Source organism: Anoxybacillus ayderensis, assembly GCF_000833605.1.
GTDB classification, from domain to species: domain Bacteria; phylum Bacillota; class Bacilli; order Bacillales; family Anoxybacillaceae; genus Anoxybacillus; species Anoxybacillus ayderensis.
Genome location: NZ_JXTG01000028.1, coordinates 1 through 20,406, shown reverse-complemented (window position 1 = coordinate 20,406; position 20,406 = coordinate 1). Strand labels below are relative to the sequence as shown.

Below are 20,406 nucleotides of genomic sequence, written 5' to 3'. Positions count from 1 at the left end.
CCTGTGGCAAGCAAGCCAATCATCGAGCGAATGACATCGCTATGGGAAATGTGCACTTCTCGACGAACCGTTGGAAGCCGAAGTGCGTTTACCCGTTTATCCAGTTTCGTTCGATGGAGTAAGTAGCCCACGAGAGCAAGCCCAGCACTTGGAGTAATCGCTTCATCTGTCAATACAAACCGAATCGGGAAATCTTTCATCACATTCACCTACTTGATGAAGAATCGTCAACGTCGTTTTCCCTTATCGTATCAACGGTTTGCGACCATTGTAAAGATGTTTTGTCACGGATTCAGGATAATATTTTAGAGGATTTTTTTATAAATAAATGGAGGGAAAACGATGTCAAAATGTCCATTTCACGCCCTTTTCAATGAATCTGGGGCCATTCAACTATTCCGAAAAAAGCATCAAAAAGAAAAAGAAGATGCAACTCTTCACTTCTCTACACCTTCACATGTTACGACATATTACCGCCAACTTCTTTCAAGCGATCGAAAACAGCAAGTCTCTTTCGTCGGATTAACGGAAGAAGATGTACAACAACTTGCTTCGATTCGCCCACTTTTCGCTAAACATGTCGAACGAATTGTCAATGCGTTTTACGATCAAGTTGGACAAATGCCTCATTTAAAACGCATTATTGACAATCATTCGACGATCGACCGCTTAAAACAAACGTTGCGCGCTTATTTGATGGATATGGTATCTGGAGAGGTTGGCGAACAGTATGTCGTTCGTCGAAAAGTAATCGGCAACGTCCATAACCGTATTGGGTTATTTCCAGAATGGTATTTAGGCGCTTATACGATCATTCAAAATGAAGTGCTTCGCATATTGATGGAAGAATTGCCTCCAACAGAAGCAACGAACGTATATCGTTCTTTCGCTAAACTTTGTTCATTAGATATGCAAATTGCTATTGAAACGTATATTGAGGCGTATACATCCTCGATGATGAAATTAAACGAAATTGCAGAGCTACAACATCGGTTAACAGAATCATCTACAACGCTTGCGTCAAGCGCGGAAGAAACGACTGCTTCCATTTTTGAAGTGCAAAAAAACGTGCAAGATATGTTAAATGAGGTGACAAACATCCAACATCAGTCCGTGCAAATGACTGAACGGGTAGAAAAGGGAAAAGAAGATGTGAAGCAAACATTAACGAAATTAGATGGTGTCGCGAAATTAATTGAAGGAACAAAGTCGTTGACGAATGAGCTAACAGATAGTTCGCGGAAAATCGGAGAAATCGTCAATGCGATTCGTAGCATTTCAAATCAGACAAACATTTTATCGTTAAATGCAAATATTGAAGCAGCGCGTGCTGGTGAACACGGAAAAGGATTTGCGGTCGTCGCAAATGAAGTACGAAAGCTTGCGGCACAAACCGAGCAATCGCTTGATTACATTCAAAATCATATTGATGTCGTGCAACAAACGATTCGAAAGTTTGAACATGCGTTTCAACAAATTGTCGAGGAAACGCGCGCATTCCGTCAAGCGAACGAAAGCATTGTCCATATTTTCGATCAGTCCGTCACCGATGTGAAATCGACAAGTAAAAAAATTGATCAGTTTACTTCACTTATTACACAGTTTCATCAAATGTTTGATGAAATTTCATCAGCCGCATCACAAATTGCTGAAATGGCCGAACAGTTGAACGACTTAAATCAAAAGTTGACAGAAAAATTTAATTCGTAATAGTTAAATGGAGGAAGATGCCGATGAAACACCCACGGCTAAAATACGAGCAACGAACGTTTGTGCATATCGATGAAATGGCAGAAACATTACTTCACGAAGCAAATGAACAACTTGTGCGAATCGATATGGGACTTCTTCCAAACGATGTGCCATCACGAAATTATGCAAAGTTTCGTCTTATGCATTTACAACGTTCATTTGGAGAAAACGTTCCTCTTTCGTTTCGCTCAACATATAATTCTTTATGGAGTCAATTGTACCGTCTCGAGCATCAAGGGGATTATAAACATCCGTATATTCAACAACTTTTGATTCAGTTAAAAAACAATGATTCAAGCTCAACTAAATGAAACAAATTATAGCACGATGATCTCAGCGATGCTCGAGCAGTTAGATGATCGTATTCAACTAGACGACATGCAAAAATATACAGTCCAACTCGTATTATGGGAACTTGTTTCAAATGTCATTCGTTACTCTACGAAAAAAGACGCGAACGTATATATCAGCTGGTCAGATGAAACGGTTGTCATTGAAGTGATCGATCAAGGTGATGGGTTTGAATGGGAAAACCAACTAAACAACCTCCCTCCCCATTTCACGCAACAAGGGGGACGCGGACTTTTTCTCATTCAACAACTCGCCACACATTTCTCATTTGACGAGAAAGGGAAGCGTGCAATCATAACGATTGCACGAAAAAAGGGGGAAAAATATGATTGACATTGTAACATATGATGATAAAATCGTTGTCTCGTTTCAGCAAGATATTAACTTTGAAACATCGCGCGTCATGGAGGAGATGATTCAATCGCGGCCGTGGGATACATCTCATTTACAAATTGACTTATCTGCTGTTCGGTTTATTGATAGCTCTGGCGTTCGGTTGCTTATTAGCTGGCTGTATCCGCTGAAAGATCGAATGCACATTGAAATGATCGGCGTTTCAGCACCGATTAAGCATATATTATCAATTTGTCAATTGGATCAAATAGTAGACGTAAAATAGCGATCTGTTCATAGATCGCTATTTTACATGAATGGAAACAAACGTAATATCGTCATTTCCTTTCGCATATTGTGCTTGTTCATTGATCTTCTCTACCATTTGATCAAACGAATGAGCCATTTGCATCGTATGCGCAAGTTGATTGGCGCATTCTTCACCTAACACTTCGATTAGCCCATCTGTGTAAAGAATAAGATACGTATCATGTTGAAAAGAAATCGTCCCTTTTTTATATGGAGCGTTTGGTATAATACCGATTGGAATGCCTCCTTCTTTTAGAAACATGATTTTTTGATTGGTCATCAATATCGCCGAAGGATGTCCTGCATTCACATATTCTATCACTTTTGTTTTCACATCAATCGTTCCGTAAAAAGCTGTAAAACAATATTTCGTTTCTTTTCCGAACAATTGAAAGGCATGTCGATTTAATTCATGTACAACAGCAAGCGGTTCAGTCACTTTCGTCATTAATCCATGTAATAGCGAACGAATCGACATAGCAACGAGCGCGGATGCAACGCCATGACCCATGACATCAATCACGATAAAAGCATACATATGGGGGCGAACTTGCTGCCAAAAATACAAATCGCCAGACAGTTGTGAGGACGGAATATACGTCCCAACAAAATGAATATGTTCATTATTCATTCGCTCAGGGAGCAAACCTTCTTGAACGAGCCGTGCTAAGTGTAAGTCTTCGTTCATCTTTTTTTGCATCGCCCACATATGTCGATTACTTTCCATATATGCTTCGTTCGTTCGCTTCAGTTGATCCATCGTTTCTTTTTGGCGATACGCCAATTGAACACGAGCAATTAGTTCGACCATGGTGAACGGCTTACGAATGTAGTCAAACGCCCCCGCTGCAAACGCTTCCTCTAATTTTTGCTCATCATCATAACCGGTGACCATTAATACAGGAACGTGTTGTAATTGCTCATGTTGTTTAAAGCGCCGACACCATTCAATCCCGTCCGTTTTCGGCATACAAATATCCATTAAAATGACATCTACCTGTTGCGATAACATATATGCGTATGCTTCATCTGCATCTTCAAACGGATAAATTGAAATATTTTCAATATGCTCAAGCATCGCTTCAATCATTTCCAATGTCGGTCTATAATCATCAATAACAACTACTTTCATCTCCGGTCGCCCTTTTCGTCATATTTTTCTATATTTCATTTATACACGTCACAAGGCCGAAAAGGCTAGCACAAAGATGAAAGTTTTGCAAATTTTTTATTTTCCACGAAAATGCGGACGACGCTTTTCTAAAAAGGCGCGAATGCCCTCCGCATGATCTTCCGTTTGACGCATTTCTGCTTGATATGCTGTTTCCATTTGCAACGTTTTCAACAATTGTTCTTCGCTTAAATGAGCGTACAACTGCTTCGTTGCGATCATTGCAACAATCGGTTTCGCTAACCATTCATTCACTTTTTGCTGAATCGTCTGTTCATCACCAATTTCATCAATGAGTCCCACTTCATATGCTTCTTGTGCACTCATTACTTTTCCTTCCCATATCACTTGTTTTGATTTGACTTCTCCAATTTTCCGTTTTAAAAAGAAATGGCCTCCACCATCTGGAATTAATCCAATACCGATAAAATTCATTGCAACACGTGCTTGTTCATTTGCAATCACATGGTCGCAAGCGAGCGCTAAGCTAAATCCTAATCCTGCAGCAGCGCCATGCACATAACTGATCGTTAGTTTCGGCAATTGATACAGTGTGAGAGCAATTTGTTTAATCGTTTCCATTACTTCTATGAATGAATGTTCATTCGTTGACTGCAACATCGTTTTAATGTCTCCCCCTGCACAAAATCCCTTTCCTCGTCCACGAATGACGACAATATCCGCCTCGCTTTTTTCCACTTCTTTTAACGCTTGTAGCAACTCCGCTAACATTTGTTCGTTTAAAGCGTTCAACGCATTCGGACGATTCAATTCGATTGTTGCGACTCGCTCTTCATATGACAATACGATATGTTCCATTTTTCCCATCTCCCTCTTTCATATGTTCGTTTTTCTCTTTCGACGGATATAAATAAAATCCTGCATTAAAAATATAAAAGACGACATTAACTGCCGCCTTTTTGTTTTGCACACATCACGATCTCATATAGCCGCTTTGTTTGTTCCCGAATTTGTTCGGCACGGCAAATGGCCGAAATGACAGCGATTCCGTCTGCCCCCGCCTCAATGACTTGTTTTGCTGTTTGTTGTGTAATCCCACCGATTGCCACAAGCGGAACGTGTTTTTCATGTGCGCGAATGTGCTTAATCATTGCCAATCCACATGCTTGTTTTGCATCTTTTTTTGAAACAGTTGGGAAAATCGGACCTAAGCCAACATAATCGGCACGAGCAGAAAGCGCTTGTTTCACTTCATTCAAGTTGTGCACAGATACCCCTAAATAGCGATCCCCTATTCGATCACGAACACGTTCAGCTGCCTCGTCTTCTTGTCCGACATGAACCCCATCTGCCTGTAAGGCAAGCGCTAAATCAACATCATCATTTACAATAAAAGGAATGTTGTGAGCAAGACATCGCTCAAACAATTTCTCAGCTAAACGATATTTTTCAACTCCTGTCAGTGCCCCTTTTCCTTTTTCCCGAAACTGAAACATCGTAATGCCACCTTCGATCGCTTCATCAAGCACGGCGAGTGGATCTTTCGTACAATCGACGCTCCCCATCACAAAGTATAAAGATAGTTTTTGTTTCATCATTTTATTCCCCTCGAATGTGTGCGTATTCATCTACTTCTTCTGCGCTCGTTTCGTATAAAGCATTAAGAAATGCAAGCTGAAAAGAACCAGGTGCTTGCGCTTGTTTGGCTGCTTTTTCAGCTGCTACACCGTAATAAGCGAGCGCAGCGACAGATGATTCTACGATGTTTTCTCCTACACTAGCAAATGCGCCTAATACTGCACTTAATAAGCAACCTGTCCCGGTTACTTTCGTCAACATCGCATCGCCGTTTGAAACGATCGTTACGTGTTCTCCATCTGTCACTATATCATTTTTCCCGGTTACAACGACTACACAGTGAAACATACGTGCTACTTTTTTTGCGACGTGCACGAGATCACCTTGAACGTCCCCTGCATCTACCCCTTTTGTACGTACTTGTTCTCCAGCAACGCTTGCGATTTCTGATGCATTTCCACGCAAAATAGAAATGTTTACTTCATTCAATATACGTCTTGCTGTTTCCGTGCGATACGCTGTCGCTCCCGCCCCAACGGGATCAAAAACAACAGGGACGTTTGCTTCATTTGCCGCTTTTCCAGCAATCAACATCGCTTCTACGTCTGTTTCATTTAATGTGCCGATATTCAATACAAGCGCACGTGCCAAGCGCACCATATCAGCTACTTCTTCCTTAGCATACGCCATGACAGGAGATGCGCCTATCGCAAGTAAACCGTTAGCAACAAAATTGGTCACCACCACATTTGTCATATTATGTACAAGTGGTGACTCCTTTCTCACGCGCGTTAACCATTGTCCAACATTCATCGTTCATTCCCCCTATAAAAAAATAAAAACTAGTCGGAAAGAATCGACTAGTTTACATTGACAAAACATAGCCTACTTCCCTCCGCTGGTACAAACCAGATCAGGTTCAAAGGGTTGGAAAACTGATTGCGCGTTTTCCTCTCAGCCATCGCCATCCGGCACCCCTAGTAGTGTGATTCATTTAATTTTTCTTTTATTTTAATACATTTTTTCTCATTATTCAATATAGAACAACTTGCAGAAGCGTTTGGCTGTGAAGTGAATGAACTGCCTGTTAGCATCGTCCTTTCATGGTTTGAACAAAAAGCAGTTGCTACGAAGCTTGATCTAACCATACGCTCATATTAAATCCTTCTTCTGTTACGTATCCATCCACACTCCAAATGCGCTTTTTCGCTTTTTTTGCTTCCCCTTGTGCTTTATACAATTTTTTTGCATATTTTGTATCCGGCTCAAACACATAAGCAACACGTGCCAGCCCTTCTTGTACAATTTTTTCTTGATACAAAGTTCCATCCTCCAACCATATGTACGCAAGCAATCGACCGTAACGATCATACGGTTGTTCTTTCGCACTTAATTCGACCGTCACTTTTTTGTGAAGAAGGACATCTTTAGCAAATTGCTTTGCTTCTTCACCATACGCCTGTTTTTCGCGATACGTTTCTGGCGTGTCAATGTTTAATAGACGAACGGTTACAATCTCTCCATCTTTTTTTATTTTGATTGTATCCCCATCAACAACATATTGTACTGTCGTAACAAACGTCGTTCCTTTATTTTGCTGTACACAACCGTGAATAAGGAAAATGAATACAAAAAGAACAAACCATTTTTTCATCCTCGTATCATCTCACCTTCAAGGTGCGAAATATTTGACTCACATTCCAAAGTCCACTGTTTTCCATCGAACGAAACGATAGTCACACTCGTACCATATACGCGGCTATTTTCCCATAACTGTGCGAGCGGTTGCTGTTTCCAATATACAAGGAGCGTACGAATAACGACGCCATGTGTAACGACAAGAATATGACCTTCTGAATGAGTATCAGCAATATGCTGAATGGCAGCGACAGCTCGACGTTGCACATCAAGAAACGTTTCTCCAACGATCGGATTGTATGCATGTGGTTCATGATAAAAATAATAATGATTTCGTTCATCTGTTTGAGCAATTTCGGCAATCGTTTTTCCTTCCCAATGACCTAAATGAATTTCACGTAATCGTTCATCGAAATACATTGGTACGTCACGTTGTCCTAAAACAATTTGAGCCGTTTCTTTTGTTCGATCGCTCGGGCTACAATACAGAGCCGTAAACGGGACAGTACGTAAGCGTTCCTGTAAAAGTGTCGCATGTTTTCTTCCTGTTTCAGTTAAAGATGAATCTTTCCATCCTTGCATGCGTTGTTGTGCATTCCACTCTGTTTCTGCATGACGAATGACGTATAATTTTAACATGTTAAATTCCCCCTCCAAACGAAAAAAAGTAAGCTATGTTCGCTTACTTTTTCAGTATGCCATATGTTGTGAAAGTTGTGCAAAAAATATAGACTCTAACGATTGCCCATCTTGGCAAAGTGTAGAAACCGAATCATATACGAGCATTTGTCCTTGATGAATAAACGCAACAGCATCTGCAATTTCTTCCACGATCGACAACATATGTGTCGAAAAAAGAATGGCTTTTCCCTTTTCTTTTTCAATCTGAATGAGTCGTTTAAATTCCCATACCCAATACGGATCTAAACCGTTTGTTGGCTCGTCTAAAATAAGCAATGGCGCGTCTGCTAAAAGCGCTTGCGCAAATGCAAGGCGTTGTTGCATTCCTTTTGAATATGTCTTTACTTGCTTATGTTGATCGTTCGTCAACCCAACAAGCTGTAAACATTGTTCGACACGCTCAGCTGTTGCTCCTTGCCATCGTCCGAACAAAGATAACACTTCGTAACCCGTTAAAAGCGGAGGAAATTGCAAATGATCGGGCATAAAGGAAAACCATTTTTTCTCATCTTTTTTTACTTGTTTTCCGTTTACACATATGTCTCCTTTTGTCGGAGTGAGTTGTCCAATTAACATTTTAATAATTGTACTTTTCCCAGCACCGTTACCACCGCATAACGCCAAACATTGTCCTGGCTGAACAGAAAATGAAATGTTTTCTACTTTGTTTTGTTCATTGTATATTTTCGTTAATTGTCTCACCTCAAGCATGACGTTTCCCTCGTTTCATCCATACGTTCGCTAAAAATAATGGCACAATCATCCATACGCATGCGATCGCCACAAATGACAGTTGTCCACTTGTGCTTTCTGCCCATTTTGACCATTCGTATAGTTGCGGTCCAAATAGAGCGCTACTTTTCATCGCCGTTATCGTCCAAACACGCATCAGTTCAACTGGATTACAAATAACAGATAACCCGAATAGTAGGATGGTAAACTGTTTTGGCACAAGCGATAATAATGCCAATGTGAGAAATTCATAAAATAAAACGAAAAATGCCCAAATAAACAGGCTGACACCGAGCGCTTGTAAACGATTAGAAGCAACAAGTCCAATGAATAAAGCGATCGCTAAAAAAATGCTCGTTAATACGATCGTTAATGCAAATGAAAGGAAAAAAAATGTCGACCACGTTCCTCCTGTTGTAAAAAGGACAACACTTGCACTTCCATATCCGAAAGCAATCACTGTCCATAATGATATACAACTACCGGCATATAATCCGAACGTTAACGAACGAGGGGAGATCGGGTATGTTAATATAAGCGATAACCGACCGTCTTCTTTCTCCCCTGCGATAAATAAACTACCTGCTAATAGGGCAACAAGAGGAACAAGTAAAAGAGATAAATTTAATAAAGCTGCCGTCGAACGTGTAAATACCCCCGCTGTCTCGTGTCCGCTACTCGCAATTACGGTTGATGATAAAATCGCAAATAAAATCGCAAAGCTGATGAGCCATTTGCTACGAATCATCATCATCCATTGGTACTTCATCGCCGTATTCATCGTTCAAATCCCCACCGGTGTTGTTTTAGTTGCTCATACGTCCATAACTGTCCTTCCCCTTCTTGTTCCATGTACGCTTTCGCATGTTGCTCATTCGCAAATGAAACGACCCCGTAGTTCATCGGCGTCCAATAATCTGGATGATAAGCATAAACCGCTTTCTCGAGCTCAACCCATTCACCATTTGTCACATCACGAACATATAACTTAGCTATGTCATCGTTGTTTTGCTTACGCATCCACTCAATCATGCAACCAATATCGTCAAATTTATGCACCGTTCCATCTTTCAAAATCGCTTCCGTTGCATACTGCTCCGCTACGATACTCATATTGCAAACAACGCATACATCAATATCCGGATTAATGTCTTCCGGTTCATACGTTTTCTCTCCACTACATGCAACAAGGAAGCATGCAAATAAAAGACTAGCAATTTTTTTCATATTTCATTCTCCTTCCATATACAAACATAAACAAACTGCTTACTAATAAGATGCTTCCAAACAACAATAGTCTCCATGATCGTTCGTTTGTTGCGTTTTTATTGTAATCGACTTCCATAAGCGGAAAACGGTCTTCTCCTTGCGCCTGTGCTTGTGTAAAAAATGACTCCGTTGTATCAAGAAGCGCTAGCGCAGGACTTTGAAAATAAAATTGCACGCTTGGCCATTGTCGTAACAGTCGACTATACATCGAACGAATACGATGCGGGGCATCCCCAATTCCATCATCGTTCAAGTCGTAAAACCGGTAAGTATCCCAATAGTTCCCTTTTTCCCCATCATCAAATGCAATGGGCGCACCTTGAATCAATGCGTCTTCCATATTTCCTAAAAATTTATTTTCAACAACAATCGTATTGTCATTTTCATATAAACTATGCAGAGCACGATAATTTCCAATGAATTCATTTGCTTTTATAGTACAATGACGTCCGTTTTGTAATGATAACGCTGTGCTATTATAAAGTAACGTATTGTTATGCATCACAACATGTTCACTATCATAAATGAGCGCTCCGTATCCACGGTAGTCTAATTGTTTGGCAATCGTATTTTGTTCGATCGTAAATCGTTTTGACATCATCATCATGATTCCATTAATATTTTCCATCAGCACGTTCTCTTTTGCTATTCCATCCTCTGCATACATAAAATGAATCGCATAGCGCGCATTTGTTACTTTATTTTTCTCGATCGTCGTATGTTCAGCTCCATCCAAATACACGCCATCTTGCACACGCGAAATATCATTTTGACGTATAACGACATGTTTTGTCTTCAATAAGTGAATGCCGTTGCCACGTTGAGCAAAGTGAACATCTCGACCACGCATAACATTGTTTACGAGATGAATATTTGTTCCTTTTTCTACGTAAACACCATAATGCACATCTTCAATACGTACGTTTTTCAACGTCACATGTGAACTTTCTTTAATTTGTACACCTGCTCCTTTCCCGTATGCACTTCTACGAATCGTGAGCCCTTCTATGTAAACATGGGGTGCACGAATGGTTACGACATATTCACTTCCATCCCCATCAACTACCGCTCCGGGCTCAGCAATCAAATGAATCGGCTTATGAATAATAATCGGACCTTCGTATACTCCACGTTTGACGACTAATACATCACCGGCATGCGCTTCATCAATGGCCTGTTGCAACTGTTTATGTACTTCAATCGTTTGTCCATATGCAGTTTCTGCAAACAAAAGTGTAACGATCGGTATAAGCAAAAAAAATAAGCTACGCATGTCTATTCATTCCTCGTTCTTATCATTTATACATCTACACTAATGTAAATTTGTGAAGAAAAAAGAAAATATATGTGAACAAAACGTGAAAAGAGGCACTAATGAAGCGCCTCTTTCGATTGATTATGCTGTTCAAGCCATTGTAGTAACTTCTCCGCTTCTAACGATTGACTAAAATAAAACCCTTGCGCAAAATCACAATCCATTTTTTGTAACAAAGATACTTGATCGTCGCGTTCTACCCCTTCGGCAAGTACTTGTAAATCTAAACTTTTCGCTAAATGAATAATCGTATCAACGATTGTAGCATCTTTTGAATTATCCGTGATGTCACGAATGAATGAGCGGTCGATTTTTAATAATGAAACGGGTAAGTTGCGAATGTAAGCAAGCGATGAAAAACCGGTACCGAAATCGTCAATTGCTACTTGAATTCCGATCTGTTTTAACTCTGTTAAAATATGTCTCCCGGTCTCGATATTTTCCATTAGTCCACTTTCTGTGATTTCTAAAATTAAATAGTTTGGTGGAAACTGTGTATCTTGCAAAATATTTTTTACATGCATCACAAATTCTTTTCGATTCAGTAAAAATGGTGATAAGTTCACCGCGAGCTTTAGCGTCGGAAAATGGGTTTGCCATTGTTTTACTTGTCGACACGCTTCTTTTAACACCCATGTTGTAATTTCAAAAATAAATCCATTTTTCTCTGCGATCGGAATAAACTCTAGTGGTGAGATCGCTCCAAGCGTTGGATGCGTCCAGCGCATGAGCGCCTCAACTCCCATAATCGCTTCATTATCTAGCGACACTTTCGGTTGGTAACATAAATAAAATTGATTGTTTAACAACGCAATCGGTAGCTCTTGTTCAATCATTGTTTTTCGATTTTGTTGAGGATGGTAAAAATGATAACCTTTCCCTCTCTCTTTTGCGTAACAGAGCGCTTGATCCGCTTGTTTTAACAGCGTGTCTAAATCCATACCGTCTTGCGGAAAAAACGTCACCCCAACAGAAAGGCTAGATTGAATGACATGCTCTTTATATCGGAATGGTTCTACAAACGATTGAAGCAAATGTTCCAGCCGCGTAACAATCGTTTCTTTATTCACATCGTGTAGCACGATTGCAAACTCATCGCCACCGATGCGAGCAAAAAAGTCTTCTTGTTGCAAATGTTGCTGAATGCGACGAACAGCTTCTTGCAAAAAGAAGTCTCCAGCCTGATACGAAAAGCGATCGTTAATCCATTTAATTTTGTCAAAATCAATATAACATAATGCAAACGGTCGCTTTTGTTGAATCATATGTTGTACATACGATTCAAAATAAAAGCGATTCGGAATGTTGGTTAACGAATCGAAATGTTTTAATTTCGCAAGTGCTTCCTCGCAACATTTCCACTTTGTAATATCTTTTGCAACAACAATGACGTGTTCAATTTCATTTTTTTCATTTAACAACGAGTGGGCATGCATATGAATCCATATAAAATGCCCTTCATCTGTCCGCCAACGACAGTCAATTGTCGTCTCTTTTTCTTTTGTCGCATAAATCGTATGTAACTTTTCCATCAAAAGCGGTATGTCTTCATGATGAACAAAAGAAAATAATTCATGGCTACACACTTCTTCTGTGCACTTCAACACATATTGAGCCGTCGGCGAAACGTACGTAATCTCGCCTTCTGCTGATAAAATAAACGTAAATTCAGATGCAAGTGAAGCGATCGAAGAAGTAAGACGCATATCGATAAACGGTTCATATTGATATGTCGCAACAACCGCCTGTAAGTTTCCTTCTTTGTTATATAAAGCTGTTGCTTGTACATATACATCGTTTTGTCCATTTTTTTGTTTTATGACGGCATACGAAACCGTGCGCCCATTTTCAGCTTCTTGTATAAACTTTTCTAACAGCCCGCGATCAACCTCACGATGATAAAAATGTTGAAAAAAATGTTCATCTGCCCCTAAAATTTTTCCATTTGGGGCAATGACAGCGATTGCTTGCATCATCTTATTCATCCTCTTTGTTGTTAAAGTTCTATCTTCATTTTCACTAAAAACGGTGAAAAAATCAACAACGTTTCTAATATTTCTGAATAATATCCTTTTTTTAGAAAAGCGCACAATCTTACCTTGTGCGCTTCTCCCATAAAATCAATAAGCTTAGTACACTAACAAAAATCGTTGCACCCATATCGGATAAAATCGCGATCCATAACGTTAGCCAACCTGGAATGGTTAATAGTAGCGCCATCGCTTTTAATCCGAGTGCTACTGCAATATTTAAACGAATCGTGCGATTCACTCGTCGAGCGATAGCGATCGCTTCTGGCAATTTCCCTAGATGATCTTGCATCAAAACAACATCCGCTGTTTCGATTGCGCTATCTGTTCCTTTCCCCATAGCAATTCCGACATGCGCATGAGCAAGTGCTGGCGCATCGTTCATTCCATCCCCTACCATCGCTACGATATTGTCTTTCATTAACTGTTTTATTTTTTCCACTTTTTGTTCAGGAACAAGCTGGGCGAATACGTCTGTCACTCCTACTTGCTTTGCTACTTGTTGCGCGGTTTTCTCATGGTCTCCCGTTAACATCACTGTACGACGAATACCGATACGATGTAGCTGCTTCATCACTTCTTTGCTCTCTTCACGCACTTCATCAGCAATACCGAATAAGCCGAGTACATGTTGTTCATCCGCTAGAAAAACGATCGTCTTACCTTCACTTTTTAACTTTTCCGCATCTTTTTGAATTTGTTCGGAAAGATCTTGTTGATCAAACATTCGTTCATTTCCAATACGATAACGCTTCCCATCTATTTTCCCTTCTATTCCACTTCCTGTTCTCGTCTCCATTTGTTCTGGCTGTTTATATGAAATATCATGCTGCTTTGCTTTTTGGACAATCGCTTGTGCGAGTGGATGGGAAGACGCACTTTCTAACGATGCAGCAATACGAAGCAGTTCATTTTCGCCAATATATGCAATGACATCCGTGACATGCGGTTTTCCTTTTGTAATTGTCCCTGTTTTATCAAAAGCAATCGTACGTACACGTCCGAGCGTCTCTAAATGAACGCCCCCTTTCACTAGCACTCCTTTTTTCGCGTTGCGCGCCATACCAGCTAACAATGCGATTGGTGAAGATAAAATAAGGGCGCACGGACAACCGACAATTAAAACGGCTAAACCTTGATATAAGGCATCGTGCCAAGGTACCCCAAACGATAAAGGTGGAATCGTCATCACGAATAACGCAACAACCATAATGAATGGCGTATAGTATTTGGCAAAACGTTGGATGAACAATTCAAGCGGTGTTTTTGTTTCTTGTGCTTCTTGTACGAGATGTAATATTTTGGACAAAGAACTATCTTTATATTGTTTTGTAATTTGGACGTGTAACATCCCTTCGTTATTTACACTTCCGCCATACACACTCATTCCTGTCTCCTTTTCGATCGGCATCGATTCACCTGTAATCGCTGCTTCGTTGACAGAACTTTTCCCTTGAATAACAACGCCGTCTGATGGAATTTTTTCACCGGGACGAACGAGCACAACATCTCCCACTTGTAACGAATCAATCGAAACGACACGCGTTTGCCCGTTACATATGACAATCGCTTCTTTTGGTACTTGTTTCAGCAACATATCAAGGGATCGCCGCGCCCGTTCCATGCCTAATCCTTCTAAATACTCATTTATACCAAATAAAATGGCAACAACCGTCGCTTCTTTCCATTCGCCAATGCCAAACGCTCCAATGAGTGCAATTGTCATTAACGTATCCATATTGAAACGAAAACGAACGATGTTTTTCAGCCCTTTGATAAACGTTTTATATCCACTGAGCGCTGTCGCAATGATATAAATGCTGACGACTTCGTTACCGGTAAATCGTTCAAGTAAAAAGGCCATGACAAAAAGGAAAATAGATGTGCCAACGAGATAAAGAAGAGGATTTCGTTTTCTTTGTGACTGCTCATCTTCTACCATATATGCCCCATCTGTCGCCAAAATCGCACGTACTTTTTCTAAATTCACGCGTTCATTCACACGTAATTTTCCGCTATTGTAGCTTAATGTTGCTCCTTCTCCATATGGAAGCGACTGAATTTGTTCTTCTAATGCTCGAGCGCAATTTGCGCATGTCAACCCTTTCACTTGATACTCCTTCACTTGACTCCCCCCCTAATGATCACGCGCATGACGTATCGTTTGTTCAAGAATGTGCAACACATGCTCATCGTCATACGAATAATATAACGTCGTGCCCTCTCTTCGATATTTCACAAGGCGTAAATTTTTTAAAAAACGGAGCTGATGAGATACGGTCGATTGTAAAAGTGACAATCGATTCGCGATCTCCGTTACTGAAAACTCACCAGATGAAAGTAAATGTAAAATACGAATACGTGTCGGGTCACTTAACGCTTTAAATGTTTGTGATACGATGAAAAGCGTTTCTTCATCTAACGGCTCATATAACTCTTTCACTCGTTCTCCCCTCTTTCAATATATGAATATATGTTCATATAAGTTAATGAAATTGTATAATTTTTCGTAAAAAAAGTCAACATTCGTTTATGAACGTTGACTAAGTAACGCATATAAATCATGTAGCGTGTCGATTTTCAACCGTTGCAAGTCTACAAAAACTCGCTTCCAAATCTCAAATAAACTCATCACATCTCCTTTCGCCGTATGACGATCAATAGGGGATAAATGGTAAAATGATAATGCATCATCGAGTGTTGGAAATGAATAGTGATATATACATTCCATTATTCTCCTCATTTCGATCGCTGTTTGCTGCAAAACGATCCGATAGTTTCGTGATAAAAATTCATTTAAAAATGCAACGTCGTGCTGAATATGATAACCGATTAAAATACTGCCATTTAAAAAAGAAAGGACATGATGAATCTCCTCTTCAAGCGAAGGCGCGCATACCACATCGTCATTTGTTATGCCTGTAAGTGCGACGACGTGCTCTGGAATCGGACGCTTTGGGCGAAAGTGAGAACAATACAAGTCAAACGCTTCACCTTTTTTTGTTTTTAAAGCCGCAAGTGAAAAAATTTCATCTCCTCTTTGAGGGGAAAAACCTGTCGTCTCTGTATCTAATAAAATAAACGTCACGTCAGAAAGCGGCGTTTCGAGCGAATACGTATGTTTCTTTGCTTCTTTCATCATTTTTCGAATCCATGCCTCTTGTTGAAAAGCTGGACCGACCGCTGTTGCTTGATCATACCGAAGGCCAAGCGATAATACGCGGTTAATCCATTGAAACGGTCGCTCCATCAATTACACCCACTTCCTTGCATGACGTTGCATTTTTTTTGCTACTATCATCGCTTTTTTTAATCGTTGTTTTTCTTCTTTTGATAAATGTTGGATCGACAAATCGCTCTCTTCTAACGAACATCGTAAGCGAAAATACAAAAACGTCTGAAGCGCTTTTTCGATACGTTCAAACTGCTGTTGCGAGCAGCCGTGTTCATCATACCAACGCGTTAACCGCTCAAATGTTGAATAAGCATGAACAAATTGTTTTTGAACAGCAACCCATTTCAACACATGATTGAGCTGAACATATCCTCCTTGTTTTATATCAATCATGCCGCTTTTCTCTCCCCAACGTTCGACGTACACCCGTCCAAAAGGTCCAATCGGCACAAAAGGAATACGAACGCTATCAATCATTCGACTGCGCAAAGAAAAAGTCGCCGCAATCTTTTTATATAATGTCGTTTTCAGCTGATTAGCAAGTGCATATTCCCCATAAATCGGACGCATATCAGCTAACATAGATAAATAGCGAATATCATCTATATGTTCGTTTGTTACATATTTTTCAACTTGTTCGTTCCATTCTTCAACTTCCTTTAACCATCTTTCGTTTGTCGCCATCACATAACCGGGACAATATGGATAACCGATTTTGTTTAAATAAAGAACGCCGAGGCGCGCATACTCACGCATATATACATAACAATCGTCTTTTTCGCTATGCAAGCATGAAAAAATCACACCGTTATCTTGATCAGTCCAAACGGTTGGTTCCTTTCGTCCGCTGCTTCCCATCACAAACCAACAAAAAGAAGAAGGTTTTTTGCCGATTCCTTGTCGATCAACTTCTCGTTCAGCTAACAACAACGCTTGTTTCATTAACGCATCGTGACACATACAAAGCGCATCGTATACATCAAATATATCGTAAAAAGAAAATGAAAAAGAAGAGAGGAGAAAAGCAACTTCATCATGAAGTTGCTTTAGTTGTGCTGTATCGCTACATTGTTCCGCCCGAGCGACAATTGAGTTCAAAGCATTCATACGATCACCATTTTCATAACGAACGAGATGAAACAACGGTTGGTGGTTGTTGATAAGTCGGGTCTAAATGTTCTGGATACCCGTATGAACCATGCTCACTAATATCAAGTCCAGAAATTTCTTGATCAGGTGTCACTCGCAAACCGATCGTCTTTTTCAAAGCATATAAGATTATAAACGAAACAACCGCCACATACACTGCTGCACCTAAAACACCAATCGTTTGAACAAGAAGCTGATCCACTCCCCCGCCATAAAACAACCCCGGTTTTCCAATTCCTGTTTTTTCTACAAGGCGTGGCGAAGCGAAAAAGCCAGTTGAAATCGTTCCAACAATGCCGGCTATCCCATGAACAGAAAATGCGTAAATCGGATCGTCAATACCTTTTCGTTCAAAATATACAGACGTCCAAAATGTAAATGACCCCGCAACAGCACCAATAACTGCTGCCGCCCACGGCTCAACGAACGCGCATGCTGCTGTAATCGCAACGAGTGCGGCTAATACGCCGTTGACCATCGCAGGAATATCCGCTTTCCCAACAAGCCATTTTGCTGTCAAAATCGAAGCGATCGCTCCAGCTGCTGCTGCAATATTTGTTGTTAACGCGACATAACCGAAAAATCCATCTGCCGTTCCCATTGTACTTCCTGCATTAAATCCAAACCAGCCAACCCATAAGACGAAGCCACCAATAACGGTATATACTTGGTTATGGCCTGGAATGTAGTTAGGTGTCCCATCTTTGTTGAATTTTCCAATTCGTGGCCCTAGTAGCAACGTTGCGACTAATGCGGCAATCGCGCCTTGTAAATGAACAACTGTTGAACCTGCAAAATCTTGCATTCCCATTTCACCAAGCCAGCCACCTCCCCATACCCAATGACCGATGACAGGGTAAATAGCGACGGTAAAAATCGTTCCGAAAATAAAGTAAACAGATAATTTCGCTCGTTCAGCGAATCCTCCCCACGCAATCGCTAAAGATACCCCAACAAAAGCAAGCTGGAATAAAAATTTTAACTCAAGTGGCACATTCGCCCATGAAAGTGAGGAGAACGTTTCTGTTCCTTCCTTCAAAAACCATCCTTCTGTACCAATGAATCCATTTCCTTTTCCAAATGTAATGGCGAAACCTGCTGCCCAAAATGCAAGTGAGGCAATCGCAAAACTTAATATTTGTTTTCCGGCGACATGACCAGCGTTTTTCATCCGTGTCGAACCAGCTTCTAACAAAGCAAATCCGACTTGCATCCCAATGACTAAAATAGCTCCTAACATGACCCAAAGCGAATCAAGCGCCAAACTCAACTGTACTTCATTCATTCTCATCTCTCCTTTATGTCATTTTTTATAACATTTATGGTTATAATATATTACACAAAGAGATAGAAATGCAACATTTTTTTGAAAATTTTTATTTATACGTTACTTTTTATAACATAGAAAAAAGAGTGCCTCGTTGGAGACACTCTTTATAACTAAATAAGAAACATCGCAACCACTGTCGTTACAGTTAACCCGATAATAACTGGCACAACATTTCGTCTTGCTAATTCAAATGGGCTGACACCGCAGATGGCAGCGTCTTCCCCTTTTCATAAACTGTAATACAGCATATGAAAAAGAGTGGGATGTGTGCGAACGCCTAACCACTTTTACGTCCAATGAAAAAATGAAGTTGGTCAACAAGATACGGTTTATCTATGAACGGATTGCGATTTCCTTGAATACGAAAAATAGCCGCGTTACGATGTTTTTCATACATTGTAACAGGAAACTGTTTATGCCATTGAATAAGCAACGAAATGTTTATTTGATCAATAAACGGTTGTTTGATCGCTCGCGGATAACGAACGAGGAAATACAACATCGCTCGCGCCACCGCCCCTTTTCCGTGTTCAGGCTCAAAATATTCTCCGTATGCTACTCCACAGTCATTTTGAACCATTTCATAAGGGGACTCTGGTTCATAAAATGGAAAATCTGCATAAGGAAAATTCGAACGGATCGAATTACAACGTGGTTCACAAACGAATAAGTGATGCAAATCTCCTTTCATCGGCTCTTTCGCCCCAAACCAAGATTGCGGAACGACATGCTCGGCATTAAATTTGAATTGTCGATCGACCATTTTCATCTTTTGTTCAAGATCGAGTTCACCTTTTTTTGCTTTTTTCACAAGTTGAATAAATTGTTCATATCGCTTTTGAATCGTCTCATAGTCTTGTAAAATAACCGTGCGCGGATCTTTCTTTTTTCCTGAATAAATACTTTTTACTGTTCCATCCGGCTGCAAATCAACCCATGTGTACAAATAGTAATCTTTGCTTAGAAAATAAGGGATGCGGCGTATATGTGTCCGCTTGATTAAATCGTGATATGCTCGAAATAAAAACGTTCCGTCCGTTTGATCATGAATATGCTCATAATATCGTTCAATAATGCGCGCCTCTTCTTTTTCGTTATAATATAAATCGTTTTGCTGATGAATTTTTTGTTGGTTTTGAATTAATTCTTGTAAAATCTCTTCTTGTTTTTCTTCCCAATGCTTCAACTGTTCCGCATGTTGAAGTACAACATCTTCCACCTTTCTTCTCCCCAATCATTTTTTTACTATAATGTATTCATATATGATCCATTATGACGCGGCCATGTCATCTTCTTTCGCTTCATATTATCCATTATAGTTAATATGTGAACACATTAGCATTGCATAAATATAGTTAGAATTTTCTGTTAATTATTTTTTGTGAATTTGTGCCAAAAAGACAAAACCTAAAGAAAGGCGGCACTGTCCATTTGGTAAATATATACAGTTAAATCAGAGCGACAACGACAAAAGGGAGATTATGGACTGGCTCGCCCATCAAATTTTCGCAACCAAACATAAGCTGGTTTCCACAGAGCTCTCTTTAACCAACGAGTAATTCGAAGTAGGGATTTCTTACTTTTCATCTCCAATTGAATGAGAACATGTAAGCAATACGTGATAAGGGCTAA

The 20,406-nt window shown here is 40.1% G+C and carries 21 protein-coding genes, 2 pseudogenes and 1 riboswitch; of the genes and pseudogenes, 5 read left to right on the top strand and 18 right to left on the bottom strand.

Annotation, left to right across the window (positions count from 1 at the left end):
- A pseudogene (locus JV16_RS13930) lies at window positions 1-200 on the bottom strand (IS1380 family transposase); the annotation flags it as partial.
- A gap of 142 nt (window positions 201-342) precedes the next feature.
- Between JV16_RS13930 and JV16_RS13925 the strand changes: the two are divergent.
- Genes JV16_RS13925 through JV16_RS13910 form a run of 4 tightly spaced genes read left to right on the top strand, consistent with a single transcriptional unit; the run spans window position 343 to window position 2,722 of the window.
- The gene (locus JV16_RS13925; protein WP_021094093.1) at window positions 343-1,710 is read left to right on the top strand and encodes a globin-coupled sensor protein; all 1,368 of its coding nucleotides are present in this window, start codon (window positions 343-345) and stop codon (window positions 1,708-1,710) included.
- A 23-nt stretch (window positions 1,711-1,733) separates the two neighbouring features.
- On the top strand, window positions 1,734-2,063 hold the full coding sequence (locus JV16_RS13920; protein ID WP_021094094.1) for a hypothetical protein: 330 nt from the start codon (window positions 1,734-1,736) through the stop codon (window positions 2,061-2,063).
- A complete protein-coding gene (locus JV16_RS13915) occupies window positions 2,041-2,436 on the top strand; it encodes an ATP-binding protein (protein WP_042536372.1) in 396 nt (131 codons plus the stop codon). Before JV16_RS13920 ends, JV16_RS13915 begins: the two co-directional genes overlap by 23 nt.
- On the top strand, window positions 2,429-2,722 hold the full coding sequence (locus JV16_RS13910; protein WP_021094096.1) for an STAS domain-containing protein: 294 nt from the start codon (window positions 2,429-2,431) through the stop codon (window positions 2,720-2,722). Before JV16_RS13915 ends, JV16_RS13910 begins: the two co-directional genes overlap by 8 nt.
- Window positions 2,723-2,740: 18 nt before the next feature.
- On the opposite strand, the gene JV16_RS13905 is transcribed toward JV16_RS13910, so the two are convergent.
- From JV16_RS13905 to thiM, 4 genes are all read right to left on the bottom strand, one after another.
- On the bottom strand, window positions 2,741-3,877 hold the full coding sequence (locus JV16_RS13905; RefSeq protein WP_021094097.1) for a fused response regulator/phosphatase: 1,137 nt from the start codon (window positions 3,875-3,877) through the stop codon (window positions 2,741-2,743).
- Window positions 3,878-3,973: 96 nt separating this feature from the next.
- Entirely contained in the window at window positions 3,974-4,735 is a 762-nt protein-coding gene (locus tag JV16_RS13900; RefSeq protein ID WP_021094098.1) for an enoyl-CoA hydratase, read from the bottom strand.
- A gap of 86 nt (window positions 4,736-4,821) precedes the next feature.
- Window positions 4,822-5,475 carry a thiamine phosphate synthase gene (thiE, locus tag JV16_RS13895; protein ID WP_021094100.1) on the bottom strand — a complete coding sequence of 218 codons (654 nt, stop codon included), beginning with the start codon at window positions 5,473-5,475 and terminating at the stop codon, window positions 4,822-4,824.
- A gap of 1 nt (window position 5,476) precedes the next feature.
- Entirely contained in the window at window positions 5,477-6,268 is a 792-nt protein-coding gene (gene thiM, locus JV16_RS13890; protein WP_021094101.1) for a hydroxyethylthiazole kinase, read from the bottom strand.
- Between the two features lie 60 nt (window positions 6,269-6,328).
- A riboswitch (TPP riboswitch) is annotated at window positions 6,329-6,444 on the bottom strand.
- A 58-nt stretch (window positions 6,445-6,502) separates the two neighbouring features.
- Here thiM and JV16_RS15615 point away from each other — a divergent pair.
- Window positions 6,503-6,598: pseudogene (locus JV16_RS15615) on the top strand (hypothetical protein); the annotation flags it as partial.
- On the opposite strand, the gene JV16_RS13885 reads toward JV16_RS15615, so the two are convergent.
- From JV16_RS13885 to JV16_RS13825, 13 genes are all read right to left on the bottom strand, one after another.
- Window positions 6,582-7,109 carry a thermonuclease family protein gene (locus JV16_RS13885; RefSeq protein WP_021094102.1) on the bottom strand — a complete coding sequence of 176 codons (528 nt, stop codon included), beginning with the start codon at window positions 7,107-7,109 and terminating at the stop codon, window positions 6,582-6,584. The pseudogene JV16_RS15615 and the gene JV16_RS13885 overlap by 17 nt on opposite strands.
- Window positions 7,106-7,732: a histidine phosphatase family protein gene (locus JV16_RS13880; RefSeq protein ID WP_021094103.1), complete on the bottom strand. Its 627-nt coding sequence runs from the start codon at window positions 7,730-7,732 to the stop codon at window positions 7,106-7,108. Before JV16_RS13880 ends, JV16_RS13885 begins: the two co-directional genes overlap by 4 nt.
- A gap of 51 nt (window positions 7,733-7,783) precedes the next feature.
- A complete protein-coding gene (locus JV16_RS13875; protein ID WP_021094104.1) occupies window positions 7,784-8,485 on the bottom strand; it encodes an ABC transporter ATP-binding protein in 702 nt (233 codons plus the stop codon).
- Window positions 8,478-9,287: an ABC transporter permease gene (locus JV16_RS13870; protein ID WP_021094105.1), complete on the bottom strand. Its 810-nt coding sequence runs from the start codon at window positions 9,285-9,287 to the stop codon at window positions 8,478-8,480. The genes JV16_RS13875 and JV16_RS13870 overlap by 8 nt, the downstream gene beginning before the upstream one ends.
- Window positions 9,284-9,733, bottom strand: a complete 450-nt coding sequence (locus tag JV16_RS13865) for a nitrous oxide reductase accessory protein NosL (RefSeq protein WP_021094106.1) — start codon at window positions 9,731-9,733, stop codon at window positions 9,284-9,286. The genes JV16_RS13870 and JV16_RS13865 overlap by 4 nt, the downstream gene beginning before the upstream one ends.
- Window positions 9,717-11,048 carry a right-handed parallel beta-helix repeat-containing protein gene (locus tag JV16_RS13860; protein ID WP_021094107.1) on the bottom strand — a complete coding sequence of 444 codons (1,332 nt, stop codon included), beginning with the start codon at window positions 11,046-11,048 and terminating at the stop codon, window positions 9,717-9,719. Before JV16_RS13860 ends, JV16_RS13865 begins: the two co-directional genes overlap by 17 nt.
- Window positions 11,049-11,146: 98 nt before the next feature.
- Window positions 11,147-13,075, bottom strand: coding sequence for a putative bifunctional diguanylate cyclase/phosphodiesterase (locus JV16_RS13855; protein ID WP_042536371.1), 1,929 nt, complete (start codon window positions 13,073-13,075; stop codon window positions 11,147-11,149).
- A 109-nt stretch (window positions 13,076-13,184) separates the two neighbouring features.
- Window positions 13,185-15,245, bottom strand: coding sequence for a heavy metal translocating P-type ATPase (locus tag JV16_RS13850; protein ID WP_042536370.1), 2,061 nt, complete (start codon window positions 15,243-15,245; stop codon window positions 13,185-13,187).
- Between the two features lie 12 nt (window positions 15,246-15,257).
- Window positions 15,258-15,563: an ArsR/SmtB family transcription factor gene (locus JV16_RS13845; protein ID WP_021094110.1), complete on the bottom strand. Its 306-nt coding sequence runs from the start codon at window positions 15,561-15,563 to the stop codon at window positions 15,258-15,260.
- A gap of 87 nt (window positions 15,564-15,650) precedes the next feature.
- Window positions 15,651-16,370, bottom strand: a complete 720-nt coding sequence (locus tag JV16_RS13840; RefSeq protein ID WP_021094111.1) for an exonuclease domain-containing protein — start codon at window positions 16,368-16,370, stop codon at window positions 15,651-15,653.
- 3 nt (window positions 16,371-16,373) lie between these two features.
- On the bottom strand, window positions 16,374-17,402 hold the full coding sequence (locus JV16_RS13835) for a DUF294 nucleotidyltransferase-like domain-containing protein (RefSeq protein ID WP_021094112.1): 1,029 nt from the start codon (window positions 17,400-17,402) through the stop codon (window positions 16,374-16,376).
- A gap of 13 nt (window positions 17,403-17,415) precedes the next feature.
- A complete protein-coding gene (locus JV16_RS13830) occupies window positions 17,416-18,729 on the bottom strand; it encodes an ammonium transporter (RefSeq protein WP_021094113.1) in 1,314 nt (437 codons plus the stop codon).
- Window positions 18,730-19,051: 322 nt separating this feature from the next.
- Window positions 19,052-19,993, bottom strand: a complete 942-nt coding sequence (locus JV16_RS13825; RefSeq protein ID WP_244463837.1) for an endonuclease I family protein — start codon at window positions 19,991-19,993, stop codon at window positions 19,052-19,054.
- Window positions 19,994-20,406 lie beyond the last annotated feature (413 nt).

Bases quoted from the DNA above. Each gene is read 5' to 3' on its own strand.
- JV16_RS13910 (WP_021094096.1), top strand. From the start codon at position 2,429: ATGATTGACATTGTAACATATGATGATAAAATCGTTGTCTCGTTTCAG.
- JV16_RS13860 (WP_021094107.1), bottom strand. From the start codon at position 11,048: ATGCGTAGCTTATTTTTTTTGCTTATACCGATCGTTACACTTTTGTTT.
- JV16_RS13900 (WP_021094098.1), bottom strand. From the start codon at position 4,735: ATGGAACATATCGTATTGTCATATGAAGAGCGAGTCGCAACAATCGAA.
- JV16_RS13885 (WP_021094102.1), bottom strand. From the start codon at position 7,109: ATGAAAAAATGGTTTGTTCTTTTTGTATTCATTTTCCTTATTCACGGT.
- JV16_RS13855 (WP_042536371.1), bottom strand. From the start codon at position 13,075: ATGAATAAGATGATGCAAGCAATCGCTGTCATTGCCCCAAATGGAAAA.
- JV16_RS13870 (WP_021094105.1), bottom strand. From the start codon at position 9,287: ATGAATACGGCGATGAAGTACCAATGGATGATGATGATTCGTAGCAAA.
- thiE (WP_021094100.1), bottom strand. From the start codon at position 5,475: ATGATGAAACAAAAACTATCTTTATACTTTGTGATGGGGAGCGTCGAT.
- JV16_RS13915 (WP_042536372.1), top strand. From the start codon at position 2,041: ATGATTCAAGCTCAACTAAATGAAACAAATTATAGCACGATGATCTCA.
- JV16_RS13925 (WP_021094093.1), top strand. From the start codon at position 343: ATGTCAAAATGTCCATTTCACGCCCTTTTCAATGAATCTGGGGCCATT.
- thiM (WP_021094101.1), bottom strand. From the start codon at position 6,268: ATGAATGTTGGACAATGGTTAACGCGCGTGAGAAAGGAGTCACCACTT.
- JV16_RS13920 (WP_021094094.1), top strand. From the start codon at position 1,734: ATGAAACACCCACGGCTAAAATACGAGCAACGAACGTTTGTGCATATC.
- JV16_RS13830 (WP_021094113.1), bottom strand. From the start codon at position 18,729: ATGAATGAAGTACAGTTGAGTTTGGCGCTTGATTCGCTTTGGGTCATG.
- JV16_RS13905 (WP_021094097.1), bottom strand. From the start codon at position 3,877: ATGAAAGTAGTTGTTATTGATGATTATAGACCGACATTGGAAATGATT.
- JV16_RS13875 (WP_021094104.1), bottom strand. From the start codon at position 8,485: ATGCTTGAGGTGAGACAATTAACGAAAATATACAATGAACAAAACAAA.
- JV16_RS13840 (WP_021094111.1), bottom strand. From the start codon at position 16,370: ATGGAGCGACCGTTTCAATGGATTAACCGCGTATTATCGCTTGGCCTT.
- JV16_RS13835 (WP_021094112.1), bottom strand. From the start codon at position 17,402: ATGAATGCTTTGAACTCAATTGTCGCTCGGGCGGAACAATGTAGCGAT.
- JV16_RS13880 (WP_021094103.1), bottom strand. From the start codon at position 7,732: ATGTTAAAATTATACGTCATTCGTCATGCAGAAACAGAGTGGAATGCA.
- JV16_RS13865 (WP_021094106.1), bottom strand. From the start codon at position 9,733: ATGAAAAAAATTGCTAGTCTTTTATTTGCATGCTTCCTTGTTGCATGT.